At 71.2% G+C, this 21,924-nt stretch carries 22 protein-coding genes; 7 read left to right on the top strand and 15 right to left on the bottom strand.

Features of this window, described 5'->3' with window-relative positions:
* The first annotated feature begins 219 nt into the window (after nt 1–219).
* Both ACFYOB_RS26910 and ACFYOB_RS26905 read left to right on the top strand, forming a co-directional pair.
* On the top strand, nt 220–468 hold the full coding sequence (locus ACFYOB_RS26910) for a hypothetical protein (protein ID WP_388563617.1): 249 nt from the start codon (nt 220–222) through the stop codon (nt 466–468).
* 163 nt (nt 469–631) lie between these two features.
* Nucleotides 632–1,012, top strand: coding sequence for a hypothetical protein (locus ACFYOB_RS26905; protein ID WP_388563615.1), 381 nt, complete (start codon nt 632–634; stop codon nt 1,010–1,012).
* A gap of 37 nt (nt 1,013–1,049) precedes the next feature.
* Here ACFYOB_RS26905 and ACFYOB_RS26900 read toward each other — a convergent pair whose 3' ends face one another.
* On the bottom strand, nt 1,050–2,300 hold the full coding sequence (locus ACFYOB_RS26900) for a PP2C family protein-serine/threonine phosphatase (protein ID WP_388563613.1): 1,251 nt from the start codon (nt 2,298–2,300) through the stop codon (nt 1,050–1,052).
* A gap of 198 nt (nt 2,301–2,498) precedes the next feature.
* Nucleotides 2,499–3,911 carry a hypothetical protein gene (locus ACFYOB_RS26895; RefSeq protein ID WP_388563611.1) on the bottom strand — a complete coding sequence of 471 codons (1,413 nt, stop codon included), beginning with the start codon at nt 3,909–3,911 and terminating at the stop codon, nt 2,499–2,501.
* Between the two features lie 226 nt (nt 3,912–4,137).
* On the opposite strand from ACFYOB_RS26895, the gene ACFYOB_RS26890 reads away from it, so the two are divergent.
* The gene (locus ACFYOB_RS26890) at nt 4,138–4,857 is read left to right on the top strand and encodes a hypothetical protein (protein ID WP_388563609.1); all 720 of its coding nucleotides are present in this window, start codon (nt 4,138–4,140) and stop codon (nt 4,855–4,857) included.
* Between the two features lie 13 nt (nt 4,858–4,870).
* On the opposite strand, the gene ACFYOB_RS26885 is transcribed toward ACFYOB_RS26890, so the two are convergent.
* From ACFYOB_RS26885 to ACFYOB_RS26845, 9 genes are all read right to left on the bottom strand, one after another.
* Nucleotides 4,871–5,773, bottom strand: a complete 903-nt coding sequence (locus tag ACFYOB_RS26885; RefSeq protein WP_388563607.1) for a branched-chain amino acid aminotransferase — start codon at nt 5,771–5,773, stop codon at nt 4,871–4,873.
* The gene (locus ACFYOB_RS26880; protein WP_388563605.1) at nt 5,770–7,101 is read right to left on the bottom strand and encodes an ATP-grasp domain-containing protein; all 1,332 of its coding nucleotides are present in this window, start codon (nt 7,099–7,101) and stop codon (nt 5,770–5,772) included. The genes ACFYOB_RS26885 and ACFYOB_RS26880 overlap by 4 nt, the downstream gene beginning before the upstream one ends.
* Nucleotides 7,098–8,090: a DMT family transporter gene (locus ACFYOB_RS26875; protein WP_388563603.1), complete on the bottom strand. Its 993-nt coding sequence runs from the start codon at nt 8,088–8,090 to the stop codon at nt 7,098–7,100. The genes ACFYOB_RS26880 and ACFYOB_RS26875 overlap by 4 nt, the downstream gene beginning before the upstream one ends.
* A gap of 8 nt (nt 8,091–8,098) precedes the next feature.
* Entirely contained in the window at nt 8,099–9,367 is a 1,269-nt protein-coding gene (locus ACFYOB_RS26870; RefSeq protein ID WP_388563601.1) for a DUF6421 family protein, read from the bottom strand.
* Nucleotides 9,364–9,966 (bottom strand): bacilysin biosynthesis protein BacA, encoded by a 603-nt coding sequence (locus tag ACFYOB_RS26865; RefSeq protein WP_388563867.1) that lies wholly within the window; start codon nt 9,964–9,966, stop codon nt 9,364–9,366. Before ACFYOB_RS26865 ends, ACFYOB_RS26870 begins: the two co-directional genes overlap by 4 nt.
* Nucleotides 9,967–10,352: 386 nt before the next feature.
* Entirely contained in the window at nt 10,353–10,943 is a 591-nt protein-coding gene (locus tag ACFYOB_RS26860; RefSeq protein ID WP_388563599.1) for a DinB family protein, read from the bottom strand.
* A gap of 52 nt (nt 10,944–10,995) precedes the next feature.
* Nucleotides 10,996–11,871 (bottom strand): glycosyltransferase family 2 protein, encoded by an 876-nt coding sequence (locus ACFYOB_RS26855; protein WP_388563597.1) that lies wholly within the window; start codon nt 11,869–11,871, stop codon nt 10,996–10,998.
* A 34-nt stretch (nt 11,872–11,905) separates the two neighbouring features.
* The gene (locus ACFYOB_RS26850; protein ID WP_388563595.1) at nt 11,906–12,775 is read right to left on the bottom strand and encodes a hypothetical protein; all 870 of its coding nucleotides are present in this window, start codon (nt 12,773–12,775) and stop codon (nt 11,906–11,908) included.
* A 465-nt stretch (nt 12,776–13,240) separates the two neighbouring features.
* Nucleotides 13,241–13,405, bottom strand: a complete 165-nt coding sequence (locus tag ACFYOB_RS26845; protein ID WP_388563593.1) for a hypothetical protein — start codon at nt 13,403–13,405, stop codon at nt 13,241–13,243.
* Between the two features lie 410 nt (nt 13,406–13,815).
* On the opposite strand from ACFYOB_RS26845, the gene ACFYOB_RS26840 reads away from it, so the two are divergent.
* Nucleotides 13,816–14,331, top strand: a complete 516-nt coding sequence (locus ACFYOB_RS26840; RefSeq protein WP_388563591.1) for a hypothetical protein — start codon at nt 13,816–13,818, stop codon at nt 14,329–14,331.
* On the opposite strand, the gene ACFYOB_RS26835 is transcribed toward ACFYOB_RS26840, so the two are convergent.
* Together ACFYOB_RS26835 and ACFYOB_RS26830 are read right to left on the bottom strand one after the other, a co-directional pair.
* Nucleotides 14,295–15,269: an aminoglycoside phosphotransferase family protein gene (locus ACFYOB_RS26835; RefSeq protein ID WP_388563589.1), complete on the bottom strand. Its 975-nt coding sequence runs from the start codon at nt 15,267–15,269 to the stop codon at nt 14,295–14,297. The two genes, ACFYOB_RS26840 and ACFYOB_RS26835, sit on opposite strands and share 37 nt — an antisense overlap.
* 9 nt (nt 15,270–15,278) lie before the next feature.
* Entirely contained in the window at nt 15,279–15,974 is a 696-nt protein-coding gene (locus ACFYOB_RS26830; protein ID WP_388563587.1) for an HAD family hydrolase, read from the bottom strand.
* 167 nt (nt 15,975–16,141) lie between these two features.
* Here ACFYOB_RS26830 and ACFYOB_RS26825 point away from each other — a divergent pair, with 167 nt between their 5' ends.
* Nucleotides 16,142–17,641, top strand: a complete 1,500-nt coding sequence (locus tag ACFYOB_RS26825) for a hypothetical protein (RefSeq protein ID WP_388563585.1) — start codon at nt 16,142–16,144, stop codon at nt 17,639–17,641.
* Between the two features lie 4 nt (nt 17,642–17,645).
* On the opposite strand, the gene ACFYOB_RS26820 is transcribed toward ACFYOB_RS26825, so the two are convergent.
* Complete coding sequence (locus ACFYOB_RS26820; RefSeq protein ID WP_388563583.1) at nt 17,646–18,839, bottom strand: low temperature requirement protein A; 1,194 nt, start codon at nt 18,837–18,839, stop codon at nt 17,646–17,648.
* Between the two features lie 198 nt (nt 18,840–19,037).
* On the opposite strand from ACFYOB_RS26820, the gene ACFYOB_RS26815 reads away from it, so the two are divergent.
* Both ACFYOB_RS26815 and ACFYOB_RS26810 read left to right on the top strand, forming a co-directional pair.
* Nucleotides 19,038–19,883: a dienelactone hydrolase family protein gene (locus ACFYOB_RS26815; RefSeq protein WP_388563581.1), complete on the top strand. Its 846-nt coding sequence runs from the start codon at nt 19,038–19,040 to the stop codon at nt 19,881–19,883.
* A 168-nt stretch (nt 19,884–20,051) separates the two neighbouring features.
* Nucleotides 20,052–20,945: a PhzF family phenazine biosynthesis protein gene (locus ACFYOB_RS26810; protein WP_388563579.1), complete on the top strand. Its 894-nt coding sequence runs from the start codon at nt 20,052–20,054 to the stop codon at nt 20,943–20,945.
* A gap of 43 nt (nt 20,946–20,988) precedes the next feature.
* Here ACFYOB_RS26810 and ACFYOB_RS26805 read toward each other — a convergent pair whose 3' ends face one another.
* Nucleotides 20,989–21,888, bottom strand: coding sequence for an aminoglycoside phosphotransferase family protein (locus ACFYOB_RS26805; RefSeq protein WP_388563577.1), 900 nt, complete (start codon nt 21,886–21,888; stop codon nt 20,989–20,991).
* Nucleotides 21,889–21,924: the final 36 nt, after the last annotated feature.

Raw genomic sequence — 21,924 nt, 5'->3', positions numbered from 1 at the left:
ATGCCACCTACACGACTCTCATCAACAATCTTGACAAGACCCCACTCAAATATGGCTCCACGGCACGGCGCAGCACCCCCGGCGACCCGCCCGGCCAAACCTGCCGCATGCCTTCTTCCCTCCTTTGGCCTACGCCCGTTGGCCTCTTGGGAGGAAGAGCCCTCTCATGGACTTCAAGCCGGTGTTCCCGACCGGCCGCGACGGCAGAAGGGCACGCCCATGTACGAGATGCGCGCCGAGTCCACCCCCGGCGGATCCGAAATGCTCTGGCACGTCATAGCCAAGGTCCCGGCCACCGGCACCCTGTGCGGGTACACCCTGGCCCCGGACCGGACCGTCACCGCCCTGCTGTCCGAGGGAGTGGCGGAACGCTATTGCGTCCCGTGCATGAGCGCCTTCCGTTCGGTCATGGAAAGTCACGCTCAGCGCGAGGCGCCGGAGCCGCCCCACACCTCCCGGGAGCCCTGACGCCGACACGAGCGCCGGCCCAAAACGCTCCCCCGAATATTGTCAAGCCATCCCGATAGGGGGTATATCGGTCACATAGGGCGACACACCGCGAACGCTCGCCAGCGCTCGCGACCGCGATCCCGACGGAAAGCGCCGGCTGTCCGAGAGGGGGCGAGAACGAATGATCACGGGACTTGCACTGGAGCGAGTGGAATTCGCCTGCGGCCGGTGCTGGTACGAGTGGAGCATCGACTACGACGTCCAGCAGTACACGGACGATCAGGGCGGCATCTGGGAGTACTTCGCGCGCGACGGCGTCGCCGTGCCCTCCCCGTACACCCCCGCCGGAGCCACGTCCTGCCCGGCGTGCGGACGCCACTGGGTCGGCCGCCTCCTCGCCCGCAGGCTCATTCCCGCAGCGCCCGGACCGGACCACACGCCCCGCCTGAAGATCACCGATGCGACCGGTCACCGGCCCGAGCGGCAGGACGCCCGGCCGCTCGGCGCCACCGCACACACCCAGCCGCAACAGCTGGAGCCGCCCTCGGACGCCGGCAGCTGACGCGGCCGCCCGCCTGCGCCTGTGACCTCGGCCGAGGTCACAGGCGCAGGACGACCAGGGCGGTGTCGTCGGTGATGCCGACGGGCGGGATGAGGTCGGCCAGCAGGCCATCCGCCAGGGCGTCGGGGACGGCGGCGCGGTGTCGTACGAGGGAATCGGCGAGCCGCTGCATACCGGTGTCGATGTCTTCGCTGCGGCGTTCGATGAGTCCGTCGGTGTAGACGACGAGGACGGAGTCCTCCGTGAACGCGGTGTGCGCCTGGGGGCGGGGAGCGTGCTCGGGGCGGGCGCCGAGTGGAGGGTCGGTGGCCTGGTCGAGGAAGGTCACGGTGCCGTCGGGGTGGCAGAGTGCGGGCGGCGGGTGGCCGGCGCTGCTGTAGGTGAGGGTCCGGCTGTTCCAGTTGATGAAGACGGACACGGCGGTGGTGGATTCGGCGCCTTCGACGAAGCGGGCGTACAAGCCGAGGACCTCCAGGGCCCGCGCGGGGCCGTCGGCGACGCGCGAGGCGGCCGACAGCGCGCTGCGGAGCTGACCCATCACGCCGGCCGCGCGCAGTCCGTGGCCCACGACGTCGCCCACGGCGATGGCGGTACGGCCCTCTTCGGGCAGGTCGACGAGGTCGTACCAGTCACCGCACACGTTCAGGGCGCCGGTGGCGGGCCGGTACCGCACGGCGGCCTGGTGGTGACCGAGCGGGCGGGGCGCGGGCAGCATCGCCTCTTGGAGGTGGAGAGCCACTTCGCGTTCGCGGGCGTGGGCCTGGCGCAGACGTTCGTTGACCTCCTGGAGTTCCCGGGCGCGGGTGTAGAGCTCGGCCTCGAAGATCTGGGCGCTGGCCCCGGCGCCCCCGCTGCCCCCGCCACTGCGGGCGTCGCGGGCCCTGATGAGTTCGGTGACCTCTTCCACCCGGTGCAGGAGGAGTGCCACGGTGCCGTCCGGGGCGAAGACGGGAACGTTGACCGGGCTCCAGTACCGCTCGTCCCACTCGCCGGGCCGGTCGGGGTCCTCCACGTCGTAGCGTTGCAGGGCCATCGCGTCGCGTTCCCCGGTGGCCGCGACCCGTTGCAGGGAGGCGCTCAGGTTGCGCATCCCCGTCGCGGCGGGATCGTGCGGGTTGTCGGGGAAGACGTCGAACAGATAGCGGCCGATGACCTGCTCGCGGGTGCGCCCGGACATGACCAGGAACGCGTCGTTGGCCTCCTGGTACACCAGGTCAGGGGTCAGGAGCGCGACGGCCCCGGGTAGGGCCCGGAAGACCGCCTTGTAGTCGGTTTCGGGTCTGTACACGATCCACCTGCCCGCGCGCGAGATCGTTGAGGACTGCTGCTCTCACGATAGGCGCGAGCGCCGGGACGGGCCGGTCACGCAGGTTCGTCCGGGCCTTCGGCCCCTCTTCGGCGCGGTCACCGGTCAGGCACTTTGCGTGAGCGGGCGGCTCGGCCCGCCGGAGGGGCCCGGCACCGTCCGGTGCCGGGCCGTGGGGATCTACCGGGCGGTCTGGCCGCCGGCGAGCGGCCACTCCCGGTTGAGGGTGCCCAGCGGGATGCGGCGCTCGAAGACCGGCGTACCGAACAGGGCCAGCTGGAGGTGAAGCTGTCCGCTCAGGTCGAAGCCGCCGTACAGGGCCCAGGAACCGGATACCGAGGTCTTGCCGTCGGTGGAGGCGGTCGCCTTGGCATCGGCCTCACCGCGCAGGTACGGGGCGAAGTCGGCGGAGACGCCGACGGCGCCGTACAGGCCGACGGAGGCTTCGGCGCCGAGGGCGCCCTTGACGCGTCCGGTGGCAGTGACGCTCGCCTTGACCGGCGAGCTCTGCACGGCCGACGTGCTGACCGGGGTCCAGCCCTTGCCCGAGGCGTAGCTGCCGCCGACGCGGAAGTCACCCTTGACGTCCTGCTGCACGTCCAGGGTCACGCGGCCGTCGGCCTCCACCTGGACGTAACAGGTCAGGTCCAGATTGACGACGACGGGCACCGGGCCCACCTGGATGACGGGGTCGCTGTGCAGCTTGGCGAACGGGATCCGCTTGGGCGCGCCGGTGCTCGCCGCCGCGCGGCCCTTGAGCTCCCACTGCGAGGACCAGTCACCACTCATGCCGAGGAAGGCGGAGTCCGGACCGATGCCGCCGCCCGAGCGGCCGTTGTACGAGAACTCCACCTTGGGGGCGAGCTGGACGAAGCCGGACACCGAGGCGCCGGCCGAGGCGGGGGCGCCTTCGGCGGTGTCCACCGCGGCGTTCACGTCGAGCCGCAGGTTACCGAGGGGCAGCTCGCCTCCCTTGGGCCCGAACTTCAGTCCCTCGCCCTTCGCCCAGGAGAAGGTGACGCCCTTCATCAGGGGCTCGACGGTGACCGCCGACGGGTCGACCGGGACCTTGCCGTCGGCCTTGTCCTCCTTGAGGACGGAGGCCAGCGTCGTGGGGGCGGTCTTCACTTCGGTGCCGCGGTCGGTCTTCCCGACGACCTCGGTGACCTTCGCGAGGAGACCGTCGGGGGCGCCGGGCGCGGGTGCGCTGGCGATGACGTCGTCCACGGCGACGGGCTGGTCGGGGGCGGTCTTGCCCGGCGACGGGGAGTGGCTCGGCGAGCTGGTGCGCTCCTGCGGGGCGGCGGATATGACGGCCCGTCCGCTCTCCTTGTCGTAGGAGGCGACCTTCAGGGAGGACTTCTCGGGCTGGCCCTTGCCGGATCGGGCGCGGGCCACGGCCGTCGGCGCCGCCGACCCCTGGGGCGCCGCGGCCACGTCGAGCTGCTCGGCGCCCTCGGCCGTCGACGCGGACGCGGTCGGGGTCTTCGCCCCGTCGGCGGCGGTGGTGTGGGGTGTCGAGGAGCAGCCGGTGGCGGCGAGGGCCAGCGTGGTCAGGCCGGGAATCAGGAGGCGTCTGGCGAGCGTGCGCACGGAGGTGTGACCTTCAGATTGGGGGGAGGTGGTGTTACCCGTAGGTAACGTCGGGGTTGATCATGCCATGTGCGCGCATCGGCAGTCACCTTGGGATCCAGCCAACTCGCCCTCCGAGCAAGGCGGTTGAAGCTTCACTCACATGCGTCCACTCGGCCGGTGCCCAGCCGGGGATCCGCCCGTGTGACCATGGCCCGTCAGCACATCCGCACTTCATGGGGGGACCATGCGCACCCGCACCACCACCGCCACGACCGGCCTCGCCGCCGCGCTCGCGGCGCTGCTCGTACTGGCCGGCTGCACCGCGAAGGGCGGGAGCCCGCGCGGGGCGGTGACGTCCGGAGCGTCCGCGCCCGCGCCCACGCAGAGCAGCGGGTCCGGATCCGGGTACCAGGGGCCCCGGCCGCAGGATCAGAACCTGCTGGCATGGACCGGCGACCCCAATGACGCGGGACACGTCACCGCCCAGTCGTCCGCCGGGGTCGGCGGGCGGGTGACCCTGGTACGGATCGTCCTGAACGAGCAGATCACCTGGTCGAACATCTGGCTGGGCCTGGCCGGCATCGATCCGAACGCCCAGCTCGCCAACTGCTACCTCGGCGTGTACGACGCCACCGGCACCCTGGTCGCGGCCACCCCGGACATCTCGCCCCAGCTGATGACCGATGCCGTCGCCAAGCCGCTGCCCCTCGCCAAGCCGTTCACGGCCGCCCCCGGCACCTACTTCATCGCCCTCCTCCTCAACGGCAATTGGGCCACCAACGGCCTCACCCTGAAGTCCACGGGGGCCGGCATCTCGGTCAACGCCGGTCTGGCGCCGCCCAAGCTCCGGTACAGCACCGTCCTGACCGGTCAGACCTCGCTGCCGGCCACCGTGAACCTCGCCGAACAGTCCACCAGCACCATCAACACCGGCTGGGCCAGCCAGTGGTACGCAATCTCCTGAGCCGGCGAGCCGGTCAGGGCCCGTCGGGGAGCCGGTCGACGCCCCGGGAGTGGACCAGGCGGGTGTAGGCCTCCATCAGGGCGGTGGTCGTCTTGCCCACCTGATACTCGTGCCCGTCGATGGCCCGGACGGGCTGGACCTCGTACGCCGTCCCGGTGAGGAAGCACTCCTCGAAACCACCGAGCTCCTCGGGGAGGATGTGCCGCTCGACCACCGGGACGCCGAGGTCGCGGGCCAGACCGAGCACCGTCTGCCGGGTGATGCCGGCGAGGAAGCAGTCGGCCGTCGGCGTGTGCAGCTCGTCTCCGGTCACGAGGAAGAGGTTGGCCCCGGTGGCCTCCGCGACGTAACCGCGGTAGTCCAGCAGCAACGCATCGTCGAAGCCGGCTTCGTCGGCGGCGTCGCGCGCCAGCGTGCAGATGTTGTACAGGGAGGCCGCCTTGGCCCGTACGGGGGCGGTGTCGGGTGCCGGCCGCCGCCAGCGCGAGGTGCCCAGGCGGATCCCCTGCTGCTTGGCGTCGGCCGAGAAGACATGCGGCCACTCCCAGGTGGCTATGGCGACGTGCACGGAGGTGCCGGCGCCGGACACGCTGATCTGCTCACTGCCACGCCATGCCACGGGCCGGACGTAGCCATTGCCGATGCCCTGCTCGTGGACGAGTTCGAGCGTCGCCGCGTCGAGCTCCTCGACGGAGAACGGGATGCGGAAGCCGAGCTCCCGCGCCGACTCGTGAAGCCGCCGCGTGTGCTCCGTCAGTTTGAAGACGTGGCCGTCGTAGACCCGTTCACCCTCGAAGACTCCACCGCCGTAGTGGAGCCCGTGGGTGAGGACGTGCAGACGGGCGTCGCGCCAGGGGACGAACTGCCCGTCGAGCCAGATCACGCCGTCGCGGTCGTCGAGGGACGGGAAGGTCACTGTGCTGCCCCTGTCGGTGCGTAGTCGATGCGGATGCGGCTTTCGAGGGAGCGGTGGAACTCCTCCGCGTCCCGGGTGGACGTGTGGTGGGAGAGGACGAACGCCGGATAGCCGGTGAAGTCGGGGTACGGACGCACCACGTCGCCCGGGTGCAGCATCTGCACGATGTGGTCCACGCGCGGGTCTTCGGCCAGCTCGTCCAGACCGTGGATCGCGGTGATCCGGCCCGATCCACCGCACGGGACGATGTAGTTGGCCGCCGCGCCGGTCGCCCGCGCCAGCCGCGCCGGTGAGCCGGACGCGCTGCCGCCCACACCGACGGACTCGCCGACGGACACGCTGTCGTTCACGCCGACGGGTGCGAGTCCTGCGGCGACGCGCAGCGCGTCAGCGGCCAGATCGGCTCCGGTGACGTGCTCGGCGATGTAGTGGGAGACGCCGGAGCCGCCGACGCGGGCGCCGAGTTCCAGCAGGTACGGGCGTACGCCGCCGCGCAGTCGCAGTTCCGTGTGGGCCGGGCCGTCGGTCACCCCGAGAGCGGAGTGGGCTGCGGCCACTTCCCGTACCACCGCATCCCGGACGTCCTGCGGGAGCGGAGCCGGTGCCCGGTACACGCCCTCCTCGAAGTACGGGCCGGTCGGCTCTCCCTTGTACCCGATGGAGAGCACCGTGACCTCGCCGCGATCGGCGAAGGACTCGACGGCGAGTTCCGGGCCGTCCAGGTACTCCTCGACGATCAGACCGGTGGCCTGGCTCAGCTTGGTCCGGCAGACCTCCCAGACCGACTCGATCACGGCGCCGAGCTGCTCCGCACTGTCGGCCTTGGTCACACCGAGGCTGGAGAAGCCGTTCGCCGGCTTGACCACCACCGGGAACGTCAGGCCGCTGTCCCCGTCCCAGGCGCCGGGGTCGTCCAGGACGATGAAGCCGGGCACGTTCAGTCCGGCTTCGGCCAGCCGCCGTCGCATGATCCGCTTGTCCTGTGCCGCCCGCGCGTCGGCGCTGCCGAGGCCGGGCAGTCCGAGGGCTTCGGCCACGTCGGCGACGAACGGCACGGCCGGGTCGTAGAGCGTGGTGATGCCGTCGAACGGGGTGCTCTCGTACCGCTCCCGCAGGAGGGCCAGGGCCTTGACCGGATCGCCTTCCACGTCCAGCGGGAGGAGGTCCACCACGGCGGGCGGGAGCCGGTCGGGCGATACGGACTCGTCGGGGCGGGGAACCAGGACGATGTCGATTCCGGCGCGCAGCGCGCTGTCGAAGACCCAGCGGAGCGAGGTGCGCTGGTAGACGAGGACGACGGTGGGGCGCGGCGCGCGTGGTGCTGTCACGGTGTGCTTCTTCCAGATTCTGTCGAGGGGACGGGTCGGGGTTCTTCCGCTGCCGGCCCGGAAGACGAAGGGGCGACCGTCATCCACACACCCGCCGAGCACAGTCCCAGGAACAGGACCGAGATCAGGCTCGGCGCGTCCGCCGCGCCCCACGCCCACTCCCCCAGCCGCACCAGGAACGGCACCATCAGGGCGACGGCGGAGGTGAACAACGGGCCCTTGCGCACGATCAGTTCGTGGGAGATGAGGAAGACGGGCGCGGTGAGCACCGCGCCGAGCAGGGCGACTCCGGCCCACTGCGTGGAGTCGATCGCGCCCAGGGGTGTGAAGGCGATCGCGGCGAGTCCGAGCATGACGGTGCCCACGCCCGTCACCGCGGGCAGTGCGGCCATGGGCGGTACGTCGGCCATGTGCTGCCGGTACACGTAGCCGTACAGGGCGTACGCGAAGGTGCCGGCGAGGGCGAACAGGCCGCCGGTGACCAGCACGCCCGTCCCGCTGCCGCCGCTCGCCGAGCCCCCGTCGATGGCGTAGCCGAGCGTCGCGGCGACGGCGAGGACGGTCCCGAGGGCCTTGCGCGCGGAGGTGGGTTCACGGAAGGCCACGATGCCGATCGCGAACGTGATGCACGGCAGGAGGGACACCACGAGGCCCACCTGGGAGGCACCGATCCTGTCGACGCCGAGCAGCGTGCCCGTGTAGTAGGCGAAGAACCCCAGGAAGGCCAGGAGGACGACGGCCCGCCGGCGGCCCGCGCCGGCCCGGATGGCCGGCCAGCTCCGCGGCCGCAGCGCGGAGATCGCGCTGATCACCAGGAAGCTGGCCCCGGTGCGGCCGGCCGCGACGGCCAGCGGCGGGGTGTCGCTCACCAGCCGCCCGGACACCACCCAGCCTGTCGCCAGCAACAGCACCATCAGGCCGGACAGGGCGGGGACGCCGAGGCGGACGCTGCCGCCCCGGCGCCCGCCGCGCCCGTGATCGTCGCGCATGGCGGGTGTCACCACTCGGCTTCTGCGAACCGCAGCGGCGGCAGCGCCGCCAGCGGCTGCTTGGCCCGCAGCAGCACGCTCTGGTCCTCGGTGAAGCGGAACCGCTGCTTCACCTCACCCTCGGGCAGGTAGGTACGGACGAGTGCCTTGGCCGCGGTCCGGTACTCGTCATCGGTGGTGACCTGCTCTTCGAGTTCCTCGACGGTGGTGACGAACGCGCTCAGGGCGTCGAGGGTCTTGTCCCGGTCGAAGTGCAGCAGCCCGCCGGTCTCGGGCGATCCGGTCAGGGCGCCGTGCGCGCGAAGCCAGGAGTAGAGGAGGACGCCCGTCCCGGAGTCGAAGTTCCGGGTGGCGTCGTCCGCCTGCGGATAGCGGAAGATCCGCTCCAGCAGGATCATGTCGATCTGCTCCTGCGCGAACGGCACCCCGCCGCCCGCGCAGGCGAGGGCGGTCTTGGCGTCGACCTTGGTCTCTTCGAGGAGGCCGACGAACCAGTTCATCTTCAGGGAGATGTGCTGATCGAACGGCCAACGCCCCTGGTAGTGCATGGAGTCGTGCAGGTATCCCCAGATCGCGCGGGCCTCGTAGCAGACCTCGGGGGCCAGCCCGGACGAGGCCCGGGGTACGGACTCGGCGGTGAGGACGGACTCGGCGCCGGGGAGCGCGTACGTCTCGTGGATCTTCCGCATCTTGTTGTAGAAGAACATCGCGTACGGCTGCTCGTCGACCTTGTCGCGCGCGGCCACGTTCTCCGGGAAGAACACCAGGCAGTTGCCGTGGGCGAAGCCGTCGCTGCCCGTGATGAGGACCAGCGACTGGCAGTTGTTCTTGGGGTGCGGGAAGGTCGTGGCCAGTTCCGGCAGGGCGTCGGGCTCCTTGCGCAGCGCGAAGAAGCAGTCGAGCCGCTTGCCGACCGGCGGCACGCTGTTGGTGGTCTGCGCGGGGGCCAGGAAGAAGACCGGCGAGCCGTCGGCGGGCGGCTGCAGCGCGTCCCGGGAGCGGGCGAAGTGGGGCGCGCTGTCGAGGCCGTCGGCGATCCATCCGTCCACGTCGGCGACGAGCGCATCGGCCTGGTGGGCCCGGTCGTTACGGCGGTACCAGGCGGTCGCCTCGTCCCGGATCGCGAGGAGCAGCTCCCGGTCCGCGGCCTGCGGCTCCGGCACCGTTCCGTCGTCGGCCTGGCGCAGGCGGAAGCGGTTCACCTTGGGGACGAGGGATCGGTGGAGGTCCGCCGCTTCGGCGCGCAGGGCGGCGGTGAGGGGGGCGCTCGTCGTCACAGCGTCGCCCCGAGGGTCTCACGTCGGCCGGCCGCCTCGTCGTCCATCGCGAGCACGTGGTGGATGGTGAAGACCATGGGGACCGGGCCGAAATCCCGCAGGACACGCAGGCCGTGCCGCTCGGCGGCGACGATGGTCGTGATGCAGCCCTCGGTACGGCCGGCCGCGCAGTCTATGGCCGCCTGGGAGTTGCTCAGCACCAGCCGCGACTCGGCATCCGCCGGGACGAGTCCGACCGGGGCGGGGTGCGTGGAGACGGTACGGGGATCGTCCGCACCCGCGCTCGCGAGGACCATGTTGTGGGTCGGCATGATGAAGCTGTCGACCATGCGCAACCGGTGCAGGTTGCCGAAGGTCAGCGTGTGCAGATCCGGATAAACCGCGCAGGCGGCCAGTGCGTGCTCCCCGTCGTGGGGTACCGCGTCGAGGGCCGCCTCCAGCGACGCGTGGAGTTCGACCTTCCCGTCGACGCCTCGCCGGTGCAGCCACTCATGGGCGGCGGCTTCCAGGTTCGTGCCCTGCGGGCCGAGGGTATGGACGTAGCGGATGCTGTCCACGCCTAAGCCCGTGCCCAGATGGCGATGGGACTCGGTGGTCATGGTCAAGGGATCCCCCTCATCGGCTGCCGTGGTTCCCGGCGCCGGGTAGCTCTGTCGCGGCCGGCGGATCTCACCGGCTCCACAGCGCCGGGCAGTCAGGCCCCGACGCCGTCAGGAAGATCGAATCTTCCTTTCGCCATCGGGGCAAGTCCCTTGTGCGGCGCGTCACATACCGGCGTCTCGAAGGCCGAACGCGTCCGTTCACCCGCAACTAGTGGCAGGAAGTGGTCCGTTCGCGTCGCGCGGGGTCTCAGGTCACCGGCTTGGACAGCCTTCGCTCCGCCCGCCGGCCTGGTGTGACGATCAGCACAATGGGCGGGCATCGGCCGCCGTCCGTGGCGACTCGGCCCCACTGCACCGGTTTCCGGCCAGGACCCGAGCCGGAATCAGCCGTGACCGACTTCCTTGGCCGCTCGCTCGAGCCGGAGCCGGTGCTTCTCCCACGCCAACTGGTCGCCCGGCGGCATGTTGTCGTTCCCTTCGCGCAGACCGACCACCCCGTCGATGAGCTCCCGGACGATGTCGGCGTGCCCGGCGTGCCGGTGGGTCTCGGCGATCATGTGCACCAGGATCTGGTGCAGCGTCACCTCGCTCCGGTCCTCGGGCCACCACGCCACGTGGCCGATCGCGTCGAGCGTCAGCGCCGCGATCGTTTCGTCGGAGTGCTTCCACGACCGGTGGTACAGCCCGACGACCTGTTCGCGCGACTCGTCGGCAGTGGCCCACATGTCCGCGTTGGGTTCGGCGTCGTCCGCGAACCAGGGCAGTGGCTCGCCGGACGGCCGCCCGAACGTCTCCCCGAAATAGCCCAGTTCCACACTGGCGACGTGCTTGACCAGCCCCAGCAGATTCGTGCCGGTCGGCGTCAGCGGACGCCGGATGTCGTACTCCGAGAGCCCGTCGAGCTTCCACAGCAGGGCCTCGCGGGCGACTTGCAGGTAACGGAGAAGGTCGGCCTTCGGCTTCGATTCGGTCATGCCGGGCAGTCTCCCACCCGGCACTGACAACCGGTGCGGAGTCCCGCGTGCGTCAGACGACCGGCGGCCGGCCGAGGCGGGTCAAACGCCAGACCGTGCGCCATTTCATCGGCTTGCGGGGGCCGCACGACGTGCGGATGCCCTCGACGAATCCGGCGGTCCAGGACTTCAGCCCGGGCAGGGAGTCGATCCTGACCAGGGTCAGGAGCGTCCATACGCCCAGGTACACCGGCAGCAGGGGGAAGGGCAGGCGGCGCTTCGCGAGCCACACGCGGTTGCGCGCGGTGTTCCGGAAGTACACCGCGTGCCGGGCCGGGGAGGTCTTCGGATGTTGCAGCACGAGCTCGGGTTCGTAGAGGATCTTCCAGCCGGCGTCGATCGCCCGCCAGGCCAGGTCGGTCTCTTCATGGCCGAAGAAGAACTGTCCTGGCCAGAGGCCGATCTCGCGCAGCATCGGCACCGAGAGGGCATGGCCGCCCCCGAGGAACGCGGTCACCAGCCCCCGGCGCATCGGATCGCCGGCACGCAGCCGGGGCACCCAGCGCCGCTCGGTCCTCCCGAACTCGTCGGCGACGCGGAACGACACGATCCCGAGCGCGGGATCGGCCAGATACAGCTGCTGCACCTTGCGGAACACGTCGTCGGCGATGAGCAGCCCGTCATCGTCCAGCTCGATGACGACGTCCACTTCGCCCGACTCGCACAAGAGACTCAATCCGACGTTACGGCCGCCGGGACAACCCAGGTTCTCTTCGAGCGGGACCTTCGTCACGTCGGCCGAGACGTCGGTGAGGGGAGTCGCGTTCCCGACCAGGACGACCCGCGCGGGAGGTACGTCCTGTTCCATGACGGAGGCGATCAGAGCGTCCAGCTCTCGCGGGCGCGTGCCCATCGTGACGACGACAACTCCGATGCGTGGCAACGACATTGCGGTGATCTCCTCGTCGGCGCACGGACGTCACTCAGTTGCCGAGTGGCCGGCGCATTTCGGTGCGGACCTTCAGTGTGGTGCGCGCGACGCTTTCCAGGTCGACGGACCGCGGTGTCTGACGGACGATCTCGGGCGAGATCACTGCCACCCAGGCTGCGGTGTTCGCGTCGCCCCAGGCGCACATGGGCATCGTGGACTTCACGCCCTCGTCGGTCACCACCAGGACCTGGCAGCGCACGGCCATCTCCGCACCGGCCGGCCGCACGTCCTTGGCCGCCACCGCGGTGGCGACGCCCTCCTCTTTGGTGGCCCCGGAGAGGAGCCCGTTCCGGGAGACTTCGGTGTCCTTGAACTGGCCGTACACCCCGGTGACCGTGAGCGTCGTTCCGGCGGCAGAGGCGCCGGCGTACTGGGCGATCACGGGCTGAGAATTGCGCGCGCCCCGGGCCTCGCGCGCCCGCTCCGAGGCCGCTTCCTCCTTCGCCTCCGCCGACTGGTCCGACTGCAGTTCGTACTGGCCGTCCAGCAGTGTCTTCGGGACCGTCAGCTTGTACTCGGCAGCGGGAAAGGACCCTGAGCCGGACCCGCCTGCGAGGCTCCTTACTCCTGCTGCGACCACTCCGAGGGCGACCAGACCGGCGGCGACCACGCCCACCACAAGACCGGTGCGGTTGCGGCGCGGCGGCGGCATCACCGGGTACGGGGCCTGGTGCGGGTACGGGGCCGGGTACGGGGCCGGGTACGGGTACGGGTGCGGGTACGGGTGCGGATACTGCGTCGGGTGAGCATAGGAGCCGGGCGTTCCCGGGACCGGCCCGTACGGCTGCTGCTGGGGCGGGAATTGCTGCCCGTCGCCCTGCGGAGGGAAGGGCGGTCCGTAGGGCGGCTGGGGCGTGGTCATGACAGGCAAGTTATCAGTTCCGGACCATGTGGCCGAATCCCGCGGAAGAGAATGCCAGGTGAAGATACGTTCCCTGAAGCTTATTCAGCACAGCGACGGAAACAATCCACTCGATCGATCGAAATACTTATCCCTTTCCCTCCGGATAGCCTTGGTGCACCGCCTGACATCGAGGTCGATTCAGAACCGCGGGAATTACATGTGCATGGACCTCAAGCCCTACGACGAACACACCGCCGTGACGATGTACCGCTGCACCGACCACGTCAGCGCCCACTGGTCCCGCGGCTAGCTCGACGCACCTGCTGCAACGGTGTGCCGCGGCTCCTGGGCGGGAGCCGCGGTGCACACAGGGTCAGGCCCAGGGCTGGACGGCCGCCGCACGGACTGCCCACAGGGGCAGGACCAGCAGAACGACGAACCCGTCGTGCAGGACAGGGGAGTACCAGCGCCTGCCGCGTTCCGTCAGCAGCGCGCGGCGCAGCGCCGAGCGGCGACCGCGTGGGCGGTCTCACGGGAGACGCAGAGCGCGGCGGTGAACGCCGCGACCGTGACGGTGAGACAGCCGAACAGTTCTGTACGGGGCAGGAACACCCCGCCCACGAGCACGAGCGCACAGAGCATCGACATGGCCTCCACCCACCGGGGCTCGGACTTCCGGCCGATCCGCCCGGCGGGCGCGGCCGCGGCCGCGCGCGTAATCTTCCTCGGTCTCGGCGAGTTCCCGCCCGGCCTCCGTGCGGTCGGCCCGCGCCGATACCAAGAGGACCACGAGGACCACGAGGACCACGAGGGTGATCGTGCGGTCGGCCCGTGGCAAGGGGCTCTTCGACGACCGGACTGCACGCGGGCCAGTCCTGTTCAGCGCGACGGTGCCCGCATCCCAAGGCACCACGCCGGCTCCTGCGCGCCGTCCTCCCTCGCGATGGGGGGAACGCGAACGGCTGCGCAGAGCCCCGGGCAAAATGGGCGGTCCAGGTCATGTGCAGGGGGCACGAGGCCGGAGGACTTCACGGAGTACATCGGTGGAACTCGGTTCAGTGGTCATCGCGATGGCGGGCGTCGCAGGAACCCTCGGAGGAGCGCTGCTCACCCAACGCGGCCTCGAACGCGCGAAGCGCCGGGAGATAGAACTGGTACGCGGCTATGAAGAGATCCGCGAGAGCCGTTCGCTCCGACGCGCCTGCTATGTGGAGCTCAACCGCGATGCCCGGCAGTTCACCACCGCACTCAACCGCCACCTGCGCGTCCTCGGAGAACGCAGCGCGGAGGAATCCGACAGTCAGGCACTCGAAGAGGCGAAGAACGCCCACCGCGATCGGTACTCCGAAGCACAGATGACCGCTTCCGACGACGTGCTCATGCGGGCCGGCGTCGTCAACCAGGCCCTGAACAACGTCTACGGCCAGATCAAACGCCTCGAACGAGGTGCCCCGGACCCCGGCGAGACGATGGAGACCGCGGCCAGTGCCCAGAACGAGGTCTGGTACATGCTCCGGGCCATGAGAACCGCCATGCGTCACGACCTCGGTCTGTCGCCGGCGAACGAAGACTGAGAGACGGCGGTCGGATCCGTGAGCAGCGTCGCCAGGTGGTCGGTGAATCCGGTGATCCAGTCCAGCCGTGGCCCGCTGCGGGCGATACGGAATCCGTGGCGGCGGCCCCAGAACGATGCCTGGACGGCATGGAACTGCGCCCAGCGCAGGGCGCGTTCGCGATCGAGTTCCGCGGCCTCGACGAAGACGTCCAGGGCGCGGTGGACGGCCTTGCGCAGGTCGTCCGCTTCGAGGAGTGCCAGCGCGCGCGACTTGAGCAGGGTGCCGCCGTCGTAAGCGGGGTCCCCCACGTAGCCCTTGGGGTCGACGGCAAGCCAGGGCTCGCGGTCGGCGCGCAGGATGTTCCTGGCGTGGAGGTCGCCGTGGATGAGGGTGTCGGGCTGGACGCGGCCCAGCTCGCGGACGGTCGCCACCGCGGCGTCCACCACGTACGGCGACAGCGTGTGCGCCAGCTCCCCGGCGTCCCTGCGCAGCTGCTCCTCCCAGGCGTCGGCCTGCTCCCGTAGCCGGGGCAGACCGGGCGGCGCGGGAACGGCCAGCCGGCGGCTCAGCCGCCCGGCGACCGCCACCACCTCGTCGCCGTCCTCGACCTCGGCCAGGGTCGACGTCCGGGCCCTCTCCAGCAGCATCGCGAAGCGTTCGTCGTCACGCTCGTGCAGCAGCACGGCTCCGCGCCCGCCCCACGCCGCGAACGCGTCCGGCTCGTGGACGTTGCCGGGGTGCGGAAAGGACACCTTCAGCACGGCGGCCCCCTCGCCTCGCCGCAGCACCGGGACGATGACGCCGACACCCCCGTGCATGACCTCGCCGTCCGGCACGCATCCCCAGCGCCCCAGCAACTCGTCGACCACCCGCGGCAGTTCGGCGAGCCACGCCGCTCCGGCCTCCCCTTCGCGCTCGACGGTGCTCCGCGTGAAGGCCTCTGGCGTTGCGATCATCCGGACACCCTACGCGCCCCCGCTGCCGTCGGCCCGGCAGGACGGCTGCCCCGGGTGGAAGCCGGACGTGAAGGCGAGGATGTCGCGGACCGCCTCGCGCAGGCTGCCGAAGTGACGGTGCACACCGTCCACGGCTACGGGCGCGTTGACCCCCCACACGGTCATTCCCGCACTGAGCCCGGACCGCACCCCGGAAGGAGCGTCCTCGACGACGAGACAGTCCTTCGGTTCGGCGCCGAGTCGCGCGGCGGCGTGGAGATAAGGCACCGGTGACGGCTTGCCTTCCTCGACGGCGGCCGCGTCCACGAGGACCTCCGGGACCGGCAGGCCGGTCCGGTCGAAGCGGCCGCGCACCCGGTGCTCGTAGTTCGACGTCACCAGCGCCCAGCGGCCCGGCGGCAGAGCGGTCAGCAGCTCAGCGGCGCCGTCGAAGGCCGCGTAGACACCGGACCGGACGTCCTCGTCCTCCAGCTCGTGCAGCGCGGCCAGACACTCCCGCGGGTCCCGGTCCGCGGCGACCTGTGCGAAGGTCTCCACCGGCCGGGTCCGCAGTGCAACCTGGTAGACCTCGTCGGGGTCGAGCCCGTATCGCTCCGCCCACGTCCGCCAGACCCGGCGCTGATTGTCGACGGCATCGATCAACGTACCGTCGACGTCGAAGAGGACATACTTCACGGCCCCAGGCCGTGACCGTTCACCGATCATGCCTCGATCATGTCAGCAGGCGACTGGAGCATCGTCGGCCTGACCCGACGGGCTTCCCTGCAGGCGGGCTTGGACCGACTGGCTGACATGCCCTGACCCGCCGTGCAGAATCGAGGGAGCTGACATCGGGGGGGCTGATGGGTCGGGCATTGCGCGTGGGAATACCCGTGATCCTGGCGGGTCTGGCACTGTGGTACGCCTCGTACTACACCACGATCCTGGTGTGGGAGCTGCGGAAGATCGTGTCCTGGCTGGCCGTGCCGTTGCTCTTCACGGCGCTCGTCACGACGGCGTGGCTGACGGTGAAGCGACTGCGGCGGCGCAAGGGGCAGGACTCGGGCGGGTCGGACACGGCCGCGGCCTTCGGATGTCTGGGCGCCCTCGTCGGGCTGGGCCTTGCCGTTGCGTGGCTGGTCTACGGCGCGTACCTGCAGGACCGCGCGTACATGGACGACGTGCGGATCGTGTCCGAGCCGGTGCCCGAGCTGGCCGCCCGGGCGCCGTACGTGGTCGGCAAGGCGCAGGCCGCTCCGCACCTGGGCGACGTGACCGGGGAGATCTCGGACATCACTTACCTGCCCGACTCCGACAAGTTCGCCACTCTGGTCGAACGGCGCGGCTGGCTGGCCGGTTACGAAGTCGGCCTCGTGCAGGACATCCCGCTCGGCGGCAACAGCCGCAACCAGCAGCGCTGCGCGTTCGACGTGGGGGTGGCGGACGCGCGGATCGGGGGCTGGTTCGACCACAATCTGGGCCGGAAGATCTCGGCCGAGAAGCGCTGGGTCCGGTTCGAGGCCGATGACGCCTACGTGACCTGCTCGGGCGACGCACCGATCGTGGTCGTGCCCCTCAAACGCCAGACCGGGATCCTGGTGGTGACCGAACGGCCCGCGGGACTCGCGCTCTACGACGGACGGACGGGGAAGCTCACGATCACCACCGACACGACCGCGGTACCCGGCCCGTCCTACCCGCTGAGCCTCGCGGCCCGTCAGCGGGAGGCGACCGCCGCGGTCGGCAGCTTCACCGACTGGTGGTTCGAGCGCAGCGGCTGGGATGCCTCCGAGGACGGCGCCAATGCCGGCAACGAGTCGGAGTTCACCCTGCAGTACCGCGACGGGTCCGGGAGCAGCGCGTACGTCACCCCGCTCACGCCGCAGGGGGAGGCCAGCTCGGTCGTGGCCGTGTCGACGGTGCCGACCCGGCATCGGGGCGGCGGGCTCGCCCCGCTGACCGTCCACCGGCTCGATCCGACGTGGTCGTCACCGAAGGCGCTCGTCGCACTGATCAAGGCCGAGTACCGGGACGTCTGCTGCTACAACGACGACATGGTGTTCGAGGTCGTTCCCACCGGCGGCAGCACCTGGACGGCCACCATCGGCAGCGAGCAGAACATCCGGTACCGGGTTGAGGGCAGGGGCCAGGTCGCGGGCCGTGAGCCGACCTGTCTGAAGGCGGCCGGCGGAGCGCTCATCCGGTGTGCGTACGCGACTCCCGGATCGCCGGAGGAGCAGGAGCTCAAACGCCAGGAGGAGCAGAAGAAGAAGGGCGAGACCGGGAAGGCCCCCGGGGACGTCGGCGACCTCGGCGCCTACAGCGCCGCGGAACTGGCCGAACTGCAGCGCCGCGTGTCCGAGGAGGTCGGCCGTCGCCTGAAGGGCGGGTAGTGCTTCAGTCGGCCGCGGACCTCACGATGCGGAGCCGCTGCACGTGTCGGGCGTAGAGGAGGTGCGCGAAGGCCTCCGCGGACAGGAGCAGCACCACCAGCCAGGGCGCGAGTACTCCGGCGGCCCACACGACGAGGAGCGGGATGCCGATCCCCGGGACGGCCCAGGCGGCGACGGAGGCCAGGGGGCGGTGGAAGCGCAGCGCGATGGCGGCGTGGGCGGCGTGGTAGAGGGCCAGACCGCCGCCCAGGGCCCATACGGCGCCCGTCGGCAGATGTGCGTGGTCGGCCTCGTCCACGGCGGTGGCCAGGCCGCCGGCCATGCACAGTACGCCCGCGGTCACGAAGAAGTGCAGGAAGCCGCCGACGTCGCGGGCCAGGAGGTAGGCCTCGCGGCCCTGCGCGGAGCCGAGCATCAGCTCGGCCGCGGTGGATCCGAAGTCGAAGTACGACCACCACAGCGTGGCGAGCAGGACGAAGCCGAGGACGCCGACGAGTCCCGCCCGCAGGGTCCAGACCTGGTCGGCGGACGTCACGAGCGCGATCACCGATTCGCCGAGCACGATGATGACGAAGAGCCCGACCCGTTCCACGATGTGCCCGGTGTCCAGGCTGCCGAGAACGCCCCTGCCCCGCGAGGTGAGCAGCAGCGCCATCTCGGCGGCGATCAGGCCCGCCCAGACGACGTACTGCCAGGGTGCGGGTACCGCGGCGGAGCCCGCCCACAGCAGGCCCGACGCCAGGCAGTAGCTGAGGGGGCGCCAGCGGGGCACGCGCTCGGGTTCGGGGAAGCGGGTGGCGGGCCACCAGAGGCCGAGGAGGACGAGCCGGGTGCCGGCGTAGCCGAGGGCGTAGACGGAGCCGCGGTCGGTGTCGGCCTCGGGGACGGCTGCCGCCATGACGGCGATGCAGAGCATGGCGAACAGCATGAGCAGCCGGCGGCGGGGGCTGTTGTCGACGAAGAGGTTCGATGACACCGTGAGGTTGACCCACAGCCACCAGGGCGGGAAGTAGAGCGCCAGGAACACGGCGAAGTCGCGCAGCCCGGGGTCGCCGTGGAGGCCGTGCGACAGCTGGGCGGCGAGTGCGACGAAGACGAGGTCGAAGAAGAGTTCGAGCCAGTCGGCGTGGCGGCCAAGGTGCACCGCCGCTCCGGGCGGCCCGGCCCCCGCGCCCGGCTCCGACTGAGATGTGCTCATGGGTCCGCCCACATCCGTGCTGCCGCGCACGCGGCCTGCTTCCTGGTAGGAGACCACGCCGACCCTGGGCCCGCCTCCCGGAGCCGTCCAGGCCCGGGCGGAAGTCACTCGGAAAAACATGCCTCCCGCCCATCCCACGGACTCTACTTAGCGGTAACTTGCTCGTGGCCCAGGAGAGTCGGCGGAGGGAGCAGGCACGTGGCGGACCACGACCTGACCGGATTCACACAGAGCACGTTCACCCACGACGGCGCCACCCGCCGGGTGCTGCGCCGGGGTACGGGCCCCGCGGTGATCATCATGGCGGAGATACCGGGCATCACCCCCAAGGTCATCGAGTTCGCCGAACACGTGGCCGCGGCCGGCTGCACGGCCGTGCTCCCCGTACTCTTCGGCACGCCCGGCCTTGACGCGGATCCCACCTCCCGCGGCTGGCCGGGCTTCGGCCGCACCATGGCGTCGTCGCTGTGGCAGGTGTGCGTGAGCCGGGAGTTCACGCTGCTGGCCACGGGACGGAGTTCGGGTGTCGTGCGGTGGCTGCGCGCGCTGGCCGCCGCCGAGCACGAACGCTGCGGCGGCCCCGGGGTCGGCGCCGTCGGCATGTGCCTGACCGGTGGATTCGCCCTGGCCATGGCGACGGACGAACGCCTCGTCGCCCCGGTGCTGTCCCAGCCGTCGCTTCCTCTGGCCTGCACCAAGAGCCGCGCGGGCGCCATCGACATCAGCCCCGGGGAACTCGCCGTCGTCCGCCGGCGCTGCGAGCGCGAGGGGCTCCAGGTGCTGGGGCTTCGCTTCCGGGGGGACCGGCTGGTACCCGGGGACCGGTTCGCGTACCTGCGGCGCGAGCTCGGCGACGCGTTCGTCGCCGTCGAGCTGGACGACGCCGCCGCGAACCCCGACAGCGCTCTTCCGCCGCACTCCGTCCTGACGGAACACCTCGTCGACGAACCCGGCCAGCCCACGCGGCAGGCGCTGGACACGGTCCTCGACCTGTTCCGCACCCGGCTGCTCGGGGAGGAGGAGCGGCCCGGCACGACCGCCTGACCCACTCGCGCGACCACGCGGTGCGGGCCCGCCGTCACCGGGCCCGTCACCGGCACCGGCACCGGCCCCGGCCCCGGGTTCCGCAACGCAGCGGCCGGCTCACCGCACCCGCTCCGGCAGGCCTCCCGTACGGTCCGGCACGTGAGCTCCCCCGGTAGCGTCGGCCCCATGCGCTATCTCCACGTCGACGTGTTCACGGACCGCCCCTACAGCGGCAACAGCCTCGCGGTGTTCCCCGACGCCGACCCGCTGACCGGCGCCCAGATGCAGAGCATCACCCGCGAGCTGCGGCACTTCGAGTCCGTCTTCCTGCTCCGCGACGGCGCGGAGGACCGTAGTACCCGACGGGCGCGGGTCTTCGACCTCAGCCGGGAACTGGACTTCGCCGGGCACCCCCTGATCGGCGCCGCCGCCGTACTGCACGCCCTGGGCGGATCCGCGGACCACGAGGCCTGGACCCTGCGCCTGCCGGCCCGGACGGTGGAGGTCGCCACCGAACGCCGCGGCCCGGGGCGGTACGCGAGCCTCCTCGACCAGGGTGCCGCCGAATTCCTGGGGAGCCCCGACCCGCACGACCTCGCAGCCCTCGCCGCGCCGGCCGCCCTCTTCGGCCTCGAACCGTCCGCTCTCGACCCGACCCTGCCCCCGGAGGTCCTCTCCACCGGCTTGCGCTACCTCGTGCTCCCCGTACGTGGAGACGCCCTTGCCCGGGCCCGCGTGCTCGCGCCGCTCGACGCTCCCCTGGCACGCCTCGGCGCCCAGTTCGCCTACCTGCTCGACGCCGCCGCGATGGAGGGACGGCATTGGGACAACGACGGCGTCCTCGAGGACGTCGCCACCGGCAGCGGCGCGGGGTGCGCCGCCGCCTATCTGCGCCGCCACGGGCGCATCGGCTCCGGCGAGCGGTCCGTCCTGCGCCAGGGCCGTTTCACGGGACGTCCCAGCGAGATCATCGTCAGCGCCGAGGGCCACGGTCGGGACATCCGGTCCGTGCGCGTCGGGGGCGACGTCGCCTTCGTGGCGGAGGGGCACCTCCAGGAACTCCCGTCGGCGCAGCCGTGATCCACGGTCCGCGGGTGCGGGTGCGGGCGAGCCCCAGGAGGCCTCAGCCCTCTCCCAGCACCGCCCGGATCACGAAACGGGCGTTGCGCGCCATGGCCGGGTTCGTCTTCCGGTAGTACGGCAGCGCGATCAGCGCCTGCGAGAGCGTCCGTGCCCGGCCGCGGTTCCAGGTCGCGTCGTCGACGCCGAGCGCCGCGCGGAAGACCTCCCTCGCGTCGGCCGGCAGAAGGTTCCACGCGGGGAACAGATCGCAGGCCGGATCGCCCACCCCCATGCACCCGAAGTCGATCACCGCGGACAGCCTGCCATCACGCACCAGCAGGTTGCCCGGCATCAGATCGGCGTGCAGCCACACCGGCGGACCGTCCCATCCCGGGGCCCGCAACGCGTCCTCCCATACGGCGGCAGCGGCATCGCAGTCGACGCCCTCCTCCGGGATCCCCCGCAGTTCCTCGATCGCCGCCCGGGTCCCGGCGTCTTGCGAGGCGAGCGGCCCGCCGCGGTGGGCCTGCGGCGCCGACGGGGCCGTGACGCTCCGCATGGCCGCCACGAACCCGGCCAGGTCCTCGGCCAGCAGCGCGGGCTCGTCGAGCGCCCCTGCCTCGGGGTTCTCCCCCTCCAGCCACCGGTATACCGACCACGACCACGGGTACCCCTCGGCGGGCTCCCCCGCCCCGAGCACCTCGGGAACGGCCGTGGGCAGCAGGGGCGCGAGACGCGGCAGCCACTGCCGCTCCATCACCACGTCGTTGGCTCCGCCCTTCACCAACGGCAGCCGTACGACCATGTCGTCGCCCAGCCGGTACATGCCGTTGACCGTGCCGCCGGAAGCGAACCGCTCCACCTCCAGCCCCGCCCACCGGGTGAACTGCCCGGCTATCAGCCGCCGTACGAGGTCTTCGTCGACCGGGTGCTGACCGGGGTGCATCTGTCCTGTACTCATGGGCCGTCATTCGATCGCCGGACCCGGCGGGCGTCA

Origin of the sequence: Streptomyces sp. NPDC006463 (assembly GCF_042870715.1) — a bacterium.
Taxonomy (GTDB): domain Bacteria; phylum Actinomycetota; class Actinomycetes; order Streptomycetales; family Streptomycetaceae; genus Streptomyces.
The sequence above is the reverse complement of the archived record's forward strand: the minus strand, read 5'-3'. Positions and strand labels throughout refer to the sequence as shown.